This is a genomic window from Flavobacterium sp. (assembly GCF_028712645.1).
Taxonomy (GTDB): Bacteria; Bacteroidota; Bacteroidia; order Flavobacteriales; family Flavobacteriaceae; genus Flavobacterium.
In genome coordinates this window covers 1-9,415 of record NZ_JAQTPQ010000137.1, presented here as the reverse complement: position 1 = coordinate 9,415, position 9,415 = coordinate 1, and the positions used below count along the sequence as shown (strand labels likewise).

The window sequence follows — 9,415 nt, the reverse complement described above, 5'->3', positions numbered from 1 at the left end:
ACAAATTACCAATACATTGTGGCAGACGAAAAAGGAGATATTGACCACGAAAATGCCATTGATGGGAATTTTTATCAAACTGAAAACGATTATTCTGTCATTGTGTATTATCGAGAAAGCAATGATCGTTATGATCGTGTCATTGGCAAAGGAAATGCCAGTTCGTTAAATATCACTAACTAAAAAAAATCAAAATGGTAAAACCAATCAAAATTTTTGTAATTTTGCCATTATTAAACTCATCTTTAGTATATTGATATGGTTTCACAGATAACAAGAGGTATAAAAATATCGGTTTTGACTAGTTTTGAAGGCACTTACTTCAAGAACTACAAAATTCATTTTGCCTTTAGTTACGAAATCAAAATTGAAAACCATAGTAAGGATTCGGTTCAACTAATCTCACGTCATTGGGAAATTTTCGATTCCTTGAGTACCATCGATTTTGTTGACGGAGAAGGTGTAATTGGTAAAAAACCAGTTTTAAAACCTGGAGAATCTCATACCTATAATTCAGGTTGTTTATTGTCGTCACCTTATGGAGCAATGAAAGGCTACTTTAATATGGTGAATTTTACTTCTACAAAAACATTCAAAGTTATTGTACCTACTTTCAGATTGTGCGCTCCTTTTGCCTTGAATTAATTTAATTTTCTTCTAGCCAAATTATCTATTTTTTAAACAATCCTTTGTACTTTTGTGAAATATTTTAAAATTCACGAAAGTGAATTTATCAATTGTCTAATTTTCACTTAAGGTCAAAACCCAAAAAAAGTGAAGCTAAATAAAACAAAATGCTTAAAGGATTTTTCAATGTGCCAAAAGCCGTAAACGAGCCTGTTAAATCGTATGCGCCAAATTCTCCAGAAAAAGCTGCCGTTCTCGCCGCTTACAAACAAATGTGGAATTCAAAAATCGATGTTCCTTTATTTATTGGAAACGAAGAAATAAGAACTGGAAATACCAAAAATATGACTGCGCCACACGATCATAAACACGTTGTGGGAACTTATCATCTTGCTGAAAAAACACACGTTGAAAAAGCTATTGCCAATGCGCTTGAAGCTAAAACAAAATGGGCAAATATGGCTTGGGAACAACGTGCTGCCATTTTCCTGAAAGCTGCTGAATTAATTGCCGGGCCTTACAGAGCAAGAATAAACGCCGCAACAATGATTGCGCAATCTAAAAATGTTTTTCAAGCAGAAATTGATGCAGCCTGTGAATTCATTGATTTTTTACGTTTCAACGTAGAGTTTATGACTCAAATCTACAACGACCAGCCCAAATCAAATTCGGATATGTGGAACCGATTGGAATATCGCCCACTGGAAGGTTTTGTATATGCGATTACACCATTTAACTTTACTGCTATTGCCGGAAATCTTCCAGCAAGTGCTGCAATGATGGGCAATGTCGTGATTTGGAAACCTAGCGACAGCCAAGTATTCTCTGCAAAAATTATCATCGATATTTTTAAAGAAGCCGGCGTTCCTGATGGTGTTATCAACGTGGTTTTTGGCGATCCTGTTATGATAACAAACACCGTTTTAGCAAGTCCTGATTTTGCTGGAATTCATTACACAGGTTCAACACACGTATTCAAAGATATTTGGGCAAAAATCGGAGCAAATATTCATCAATATAAAACCTATCCAAGAATCGTGGGTGAAACTGGAGGAAAAGATTTCGTTGTAGCGCATCCAAGTGCCAATGTGAAGCAAGTTGCAACTGGAATTGTTCGTGGCGCTTTCGAATTTCAAGGTCAAAAATGTTCCGCAGCTTCAAGAGCTTATGTTCCTCAAAGTATGTGGGCAGAACTAAAAAAACAATTAATCACCGATGTAAACTCAATGAAAATGGGTTCGCCAGAAGATTTTTCTAATTTTATTACAGCCGTAATTCACGAAGGTTCTTTTGATAAATTGGCCAGTTTTATTGACCAAGCCAAAAAAGATTCGGATGCTGAAATTATCGTTGGAGGAAACTATGATAAATCTGTGGGTTATTTTATAGAACCAACCATAATCGTAACTACAAATCCACATTACACCACTATGGAAACCGAATTATTCGGCCCCGTAATGACGATTTTTGTTTATGAAGATGCCAAATGGGAAGAAACATTAACCTTAGTTGATACCACTTCACCTTATGCTTTGACAGGTGCAATTTTCAGCAAAGACCGTTATGCAATTGAGCAAGCGACAATTGCTTTGCAATATGCAGCCGGAAATTTCTATATCAACGACAAACCAACTGGAGCCGTTGTGGGAATGCAGCCTTTTGGTGGCGCAAGAGCTTCCGGAACCAATGACAAAGCAGGATCAGCATTGAACTTATTGCGCTGGGCTTCACCAAGAACTATCAAAGAAACGTTTGTAACTCCTGAAGATTATAGATACCCGTTTTTGGGAGAATAGTTTTCGAAGTACAAGGTTAGATATACGAGGTACGATATTTAAAAACCCACAAGAATCAAGTTGTTTGAGTTCTTGTGGGTTTTGTTTTTGCTTTTTGCATTGAATTAACTCGTAAATTTCAAAGGCAAATGCACGACTTTCTTAGTCTCAAAAAACTCGTCTTCAAAAAAATTAGCTAAATTGTATTCTGTAGCTTTTGGAAAATCCTTCAACTCTTCGGTTAAGTCGCCGCCTTTTAGATATAGAATTCCGTTGCGGAGTTCGTGTTTGTGTTTCTTTTTGATTTTGTCTTTTACCCAAGATACAAAATCTGGCATATTGGTCACAGCACGACTTACTATAAAATCGAAATCGCCTTTTACCAATTCGGCACGCATTTGTTCGGATTTCACATTTTTAAGTTCTAATGCTTCGGCAACAGCCTGAACTACTTTTATTTTTTTGGCAATCACGTCAATCAAATAAAAACGCGTTTCTGGAAAAAGAATCGCTAAGGGAATTCCAGGAAATCCTCCGCCAGTGCCCACATCGAGGACATAAGTTCCAGGTTCGAATTTTATAATTTTGGCAATTCCTAACGAATGCAAAATATGTTTGGTGTACAATTCGTCAATATCTTTTCGGGAAATAACATTGATTTTGGCATTCCAATCGTGGTATAAAAAATCCAATTTTTCGAACTGTTCCTTTTGAATATCAGTCAAATTGGGGAAATATTTGAGAATCTCATCCATCATTAAAAATTTTAACAAAAGTACAGTTTTTAGTTTTGAATATTTAACGCAAATTTACAGATTGAAAATTTTTAATAATTACCTTTGCAACTTATTCAAAATTAAAGATGAACAACATCACACCAACATTTGCGAAGCAAGACAACCTAAAGTTTTTTAGAACGCTTAACTCGCGCGTTAACAACTACTTCAAAGAAAATAACATACAAAAAACAGGTAATTGGAAACTTTATCTAAAAACCATAATTATGTTTGCGGTTTTCCTTACTCCATACTTTTTAATCCTGACACTTGATATGCCGTTTTGGGCACATTTGCTTTTGACAATCGTCATAGGAATAGGAATGGCAGGCGTTGGAATGAATGTGATGCACGATGGTAATCACGGTTCGTATTCTAACATCAATTGGATTAATAAATTTATGGGCGGAACAATTTATGTTTTGGCCGGAAACGTATACAACTGGCAAGTACAACATAATGTTTTACACCACACTTATACCAATATTCCAGGCCACGACGAAGATCTTGACGCTGGAAGAGTAATCCGTTTTACCAAAGATGCCAAATGGTATAGTTTTCACCGTTTTCAGCAATATTACTCCGTGTTTTTATACGGATTATTGACTTTCAATTGGGCAATCACCACCGATTTTAAGCAAATGAGAAGCTATTTAAAAAGAAAATTATCTTACGGTGAAGCCAAAAGTCCAAAAATACTTTGGACAACCTTATTAATAACAAAAGCCATTTATTTTAGTATTTGGTTAGTATTGCCAATGCTTTTAGGAATCACTTGGTGGAAAGTTCTTGTAGGCTTTTTTGTAATGCATTATACCGCAGGATTAATATTGAGTGTAGTATTTCAATTGGCTCACGTGGTAAAAGAAACGACTAATCCGGTTCCAAACGAAAACGGAGAAATAGAAAATACTTGGGCAATTCATCAATTATTTACCACGACTAATTTTGCACCCAAAAACTGGATTGTAAATTGGTACACTGGAGGTTTAAATCACCAAATCGAACACCATATTTTTCCAAATATTAGCCACGTTCACTATGGTAAAATTTCGAAAATCGTAAAAGAAACAGCACAAGAATGCAACTTACCTTATTACGAATACAAAACGATGCGGAGTGCCGTTATTGCACATTTCAAACATTTGAAAGACCTTGGAATGAAACCAATCGCATCGTAAAGATGCACTGCAGTGCATCTCTACAGCCAAAAAACAATAAACAACCAACATTATAAATCATAAATTACATTTTAATGAACAATTTGCTTTCAGACAGAATTAACAATCTAGCTACTTCACAAACATTAGCAATGGCTGCTTTGGCCAGAGAATTAAAAGCACAAGGAAAAGATATTATCAGTTTAAGTTTAGGCGAACCCGATTTCAATACACCAGACTTTATCAAAGAAGCTGCAAAACAAGCTATCGATGACAACTATAGCACTTACTCTCCAGTAGATGGATACGGTGATTTGAAAGAAGCCATTTGCAGAAAATTCAAAAGAGACAACGGTTTAGATTACAAACCATCACAAATCGTGGTTTCAACTGGAGCAAAACAATCTTTATACAACATTGCACAAGTAATGTTAAACGACGGTGACGAAGTAATTTTGCCGGCACCTTACTGGGTTTCTTATTTCGAAATCGTGAAATTATCAGGTGGAGTTCCTGTAGAAGTGCCAACTTCTGTAGAAACAGATTTCAAAATCACACCAGAACAACTAGAAGCGGCTATCACACCAAAAACAAAAATGATGTGGTTCTCTTCTCCTTGTAATCCATCAGGTTCGGTTTATAACAGAGAAGAATTAACTGCTATTGCTAAAGTATTAGAAAAATATCCAAACATCATCGTTGTTGCTGACGAAATCTATGAGCATATCAATTTCTCAGGAACTTTCTGTAGTATTGGTTCCATTCCAGGAATGTTAGAAAAAACAGTTACTGTAAATGGAGTTGCCAAAGCTTTCGCAATGACAGGATACAGAATTGGATATATCGGAGCACCAGAATTTATTGCAAAAGCCTGTACAAAAATTCAAGGTCAAGTAACTTCAGGAGCTAATTCAGTAGCGCAACGTGCAACTATTACTGCAGTAGATGCTGATCCAAGCGTGTTAAACGAAATGGTTCAAGCCTTCCATTCTCGTAGAGATTTAGTAGTTGGATTGTTGAAAGAAATTCCAGGAATCAAAATCAACGTTCCAGAAGGAGCCTTTTATGTATTTCCAGACGTTTCTTCTTTCTTCGGAAAAACATTGAAAGGAACCGAAATCAAAGATGCCAATGATATGGCAATGTATTTATTGGCCGAAGCTTGTGTTGCAACTGTAACTGGTGACGCTTTTGGTAATCCTAACTGTATTCGTTTTTCTTATGCAACAAGCGACGAATTGTTGAAAGAAGCATTAAAAAGAATCAAAGACGCTTTGGCTCTTTAGTCAAAAGTTTTTTATACCATAAGCCTCAAGGAAACTTGGGGCATTTTTTTTTGGCGTGACCCACCGAAAAAACATATAAATATGCGATTGTAATCTACTATTTATATATAAATAAAAGATTATGTTCTACTATTTAAACATAAAAACATATGCGTAATAGCAATTCACCCTGTTTAAAACTCCTTTATTTTTCACACAACAACAATTTTCCAAAAAATCCATCACAAATTAGAAATCACGAATTATTTATAGGAACTTTGCCAACTTTTTAGGTGAGGTTCTAAAAGCCTAAAATTCTAGTCCTTATAAAAATAGCATCCAAAATAGATGAAGAAAAAAATAGAAATTCTTGCCCCTGCTAAAGATTTAATTCACGGTCTGGCTGCGATAAACGCTGGCGCCGATGCTGTTTATATTGGAGCACCACAATATGGAGCGCGTTCCAATGCTACCAACTCAATCGAAGATGTTGCAGAATTGGTAAAATATGCGCATTTATTCAATGCTCAAGTTTTTGTGGTGGTCAACACCATTTTGTATGACAACGAACTCGAAAATTGCCGTCAAATGATTTGGAAATTGTACGACATTGGAGTCGATGCCCTGATTGTTCAAGATATGTCAATTATGGAAATGGAGTTGCCGCCCATCGTTTTGCACGCCAGCACTCAAGCCAATAATCGCGATGCCGACAAAATCAAATTCCTGAAAGAGGCAGGAATGAAACGTGTGGTTTTGGCTCGCGAATTAAACCTGCACCAAATCAAGGAAATCAGCGAAGCTAGCGATGTGGAACTGGAATTTTTCGTAACAGGTGCGCTTTGCGTATCTTTTAGCGGGAATTGTTATATGAGTGTTGCCAATGGCGAACGCTCTGCTAATCGAGGTTCTTGTGCACAAAACTGTCGTCTGCCGTACAACCTCATCGATGGAAACGGCGATACGTTAATCAAAAATAGTCATTTACTTTCCATCAAAGATTTTGATGTTTCGGATCAGCTTCCGAATCTGATTGAAGCTGGAATTTGTTCTTTTAAAATCGAAGGTCGTTTGAAAGATATTGTGTATGTAAAAAATAATGTTTCTTATTTACGTCAAAAACTGGATAATTTTTTAGAAAATGAAGGCAGTGACAAATACACCAAAGCATCATCTGGAAAATGTACCTACACTTTCGATTCGGCTTTGAATCGAACTTTCAACCGTGGTTATACCGATTATTTTGTGAACGAAAGACATCAAGCAATTGGCTCTTGGGAAAGTCCAAAATCGAAAGGGCAATACATTGGCAAACTCATTAAAACCGTTGGAAACTCTTACGAAATCGAAAACGGTGAATTATTAAACAACGGTGACGGATTGTGTTTCATCAACGAAAACAACGAAGCCGACGGAATTTACGTGAACAAGGTTGAAAATGGTTTGGCTTTTCCAAATGTTCTGAAAGAAATCAAACCCGGAACATTCATTTTCCGCAACAACGACGCCGCTTTCATCAAAATTGTGGAACGTGAAGACAGTGCCATCCGAAAAATAAGCACGACTTTATTGTTGACCGAAAACGAAAATGGTTTCAAGCTCATCGCCACAGACGAAGACGGAAATGTGAGTACGGTCAATTTGGTTCATCCAAAAGAAAGAACCAAAAACAACGAATCTATCGAGGAAAACTTCAAAGTCAATTTGGCAAAAACAGGTTTCACGCCATACACCGCCGATGAAATAACGATTCTATTTTCCGAAAATTGGTTCCTTCCTATTTCTAAAATCAACGAAATGCGAAGAACAGTTTTCGAACAATTGTCCGAAATTCGTTTGTCAAACTACAAGGTCAAAGAATACCAATTGGTCAAAACATCGCATCCTTATCCAGAAACCAAACTGGATTTTATGTACAATGTTTCGAACAAATTGGCGCGTAAATTCTACGAGCGTCACGGCGTTACCGAAATCGAAAAAGCATTCGAATTGCAATGGGATCCAGGAAAATCTCGTGTAATGACGACCAAATATTGCATCAAATACGAATTGGAAAAATGCCCAAAATACCATCCTGATATGGATGGCAGACTCAAAGAACCTTTGGTTCTAAAACAGGGCGAATTGGAATACAAACTCAAATTCAATTGCAAGCCCTGCGAAATGGAAATCTGGGAAAAAGATGCCGAATTCGAAATCGAGGAAGACCACTTTCATTAAAAACTCAAAAACCGATGTTTTCTAGAAATATCGATATTTTAATCTTAATCTAGGTTACGAACTTTTTGTTCATACTGGTTGGAAAATTTGCACCTTTAAATAACAATAAATACAAAACGTTATGGCGACTACAATTTTACACAAAGCAAATACCCGTGGACACGCAGATCACGGATGGTTAAACGCTTATCATAGCTTTAGTTTTGCCCGTTGGTACAACCCTGATAGAATACAATTCGGAATGTTGCGCGTTTTAAACGATGATACCGTGGCTGCCGGAATGGGTTTTGGCACACATCCACACGACAATATGGAAATTATTACTATTCCATTGGAAGGTGATTTAGCTCATAAAGACAGTATGGGAAATGAATCGACTATAAAAACGGGAGATGTGCAGGTAATGAGTGCCGGAACCGGAATTCAACACAGTGAGTTTAACCCGAATGTAGATCAACGCACTAAATTATTTCAGATTTGGTTGTTTCCAAAATTCAGAAATGTGGAACCGCGTTACCAACAAATCACTTTAGATATTGCTAAACAAAAAAATGATTTTGCTCAAATTCTTTCGCCAAATCCAGATGATGAAGGAGTGTGGATTTATCAAGACGCTTGGTTTTATTTGAGTGATTTTGATCAAGATTTTTCTAAAAAACTGGTTCTAAAAAAAGAAGGAAACGGGTTTTACATCATCAACATTGAAGGCGAAATCGAAGTGAACGGAGAAAAATTAGACAAAAGAGATGCAATTGGAATTTGGGAAACGAATGAAATTGAAATCAAAGCTAATGTGGATTCGAAATTTTTAGTGATGGAAATCCCGATGGAGCAATAATTTAGTGTTCAATGTTCTGTTTATAGTGTTCAGAAAAAAACACTATTTTTGCATCCCGATTGAGTCAATTTTTCAATCTTTTAAATTTTTCAATCTTTAAATTAAAAAATATGAAAGCATACGTATTTCCAGGTCAAGGAGCACAATTCACTGGAATGGGCAAAGACTTATATGAGAATTCAGCATTAGCAAAATCACTTTTCGAAAAAGCCAATGAAATATTGGGTTTCCGCATCACGGACATTATGTTCGAAGGCACGGCCGAAGAATTGAAAGAAACTAAAGTGACCCAACCAGCCATTTTCTTGCATTCGGTGATTTTAGCCAAAACCTTGGAAGATTTCAAACCAGAAATGGTAGCAGGACATTCTTTGGGCGAATTTTCGGCATTAGTAGCCAATGGTGTTTTATCGTTTGAAGACGGATTGCGATTGGTTTCACAACGCGCTTTAGCAATGCAAAAAGCCTGCGAAATCAAACCATCCACAATGGCAGCAGTTCTTGGATTAGCCGATAATATTGTTGAAGATGTTTGCGCTTCTATTGACGGAGTTGTAGTTGCTGCTAATTATAACTGTCCGGGCCAATTAGTAATTTCCGGAGAATTTAAAGCAGTGGAATTAGCTTGCGAAAAAATGAAGGAAGCTGGTGCAAAAAGAGCTTTGATATTACCTGTTGGTGGTGGTTTTCACTCGCCAATGATGGAACCAGCAAGAGAAGAATTGGCTGCAGCAATTGAAGCAACTACTTTCTC

The 9,415-nt window shown here is 36.7% G+C and carries 8 protein-coding genes and 1 pseudogene; 8 read left to right on the top strand and 1 reads right to left on the bottom strand.

The features are described from left to right. The 3 genes and pseudogenes from PHC28_RS11300 to pruA form a co-directional block, all read left to right on the top strand. Nucleotides 1–183: pseudogene (locus PHC28_RS11300) on the top strand (DUF5103 domain-containing protein); the annotation flags it as partial. A gap of 75 nt (nt 184–258) precedes the next feature. Further along, nucleotides 259–645, top strand: a complete 387-nt coding sequence (gene apaG / locus PHC28_RS11295) for a Co2+/Mg2+ efflux protein ApaG (RefSeq protein ID WP_300100214.1) — start codon at nt 259–261, stop codon at nt 643–645. A gap of 149 nt (nt 646–794) precedes the next feature. Further along, the gene (gene pruA / locus PHC28_RS11290) at nt 795–2,423 is read left to right on the top strand and encodes an L-glutamate gamma-semialdehyde dehydrogenase (protein WP_300100210.1); all 1,629 of its coding nucleotides are present in this window, start codon (nt 795–797) and stop codon (nt 2,421–2,423) included. 104 nt (nt 2,424–2,527) lie between these two features. On the opposite strand, the gene rsmG is transcribed toward pruA, so the two are convergent. Further along, entirely contained in the window at nt 2,528–3,157 is a 630-nt protein-coding gene (gene rsmG / locus PHC28_RS11285) for a 16S rRNA (guanine(527)-N(7))-methyltransferase RsmG (protein WP_300100217.1), read from the bottom strand. Nucleotides 3,158–3,264: 107 nt separating this feature from the next. On the opposite strand from rsmG, the gene PHC28_RS11280 reads away from it, so the two are divergent. The 5 genes from PHC28_RS11280 to PHC28_RS11260 form a co-directional block, all read left to right on the top strand. Next, nucleotides 3,265–4,359, top strand: a complete 1,095-nt coding sequence (locus tag PHC28_RS11280; RefSeq protein ID WP_300100207.1) for an acyl-CoA desaturase — start codon at nt 3,265–3,267, stop codon at nt 4,357–4,359. A 74-nt stretch (nt 4,360–4,433) separates the two neighbouring features. After that, nucleotides 4,434–5,624, top strand: coding sequence for a pyridoxal phosphate-dependent aminotransferase (locus tag PHC28_RS11275; RefSeq protein WP_300100204.1), 1,191 nt, complete (start codon nt 4,434–4,436; stop codon nt 5,622–5,624). Nucleotides 5,625–5,951: 327 nt separating this feature from the next. Beyond that, nucleotides 5,952–7,823 carry a U32 family peptidase gene (locus tag PHC28_RS11270; RefSeq protein ID WP_300100201.1) on the top strand — a complete coding sequence of 624 codons (1,872 nt, stop codon included), beginning with the start codon at nt 5,952–5,954 and terminating at the stop codon, nt 7,821–7,823. 121 nt (nt 7,824–7,944) lie between these two features. Then, nucleotides 7,945–8,661 carry a pirin family protein gene (locus tag PHC28_RS11265; RefSeq protein ID WP_300100198.1) on the top strand — a complete coding sequence of 239 codons (717 nt, stop codon included), beginning with the start codon at nt 7,945–7,947 and terminating at the stop codon, nt 8,659–8,661. Between the two features lie 110 nt (nt 8,662–8,771). Continuing rightward, nucleotides 8,772–9,415: ACP S-malonyltransferase (locus tag PHC28_RS11260; protein WP_300100195.1), on the top strand; the 644-nt coding region annotated here is incomplete at its 3' end.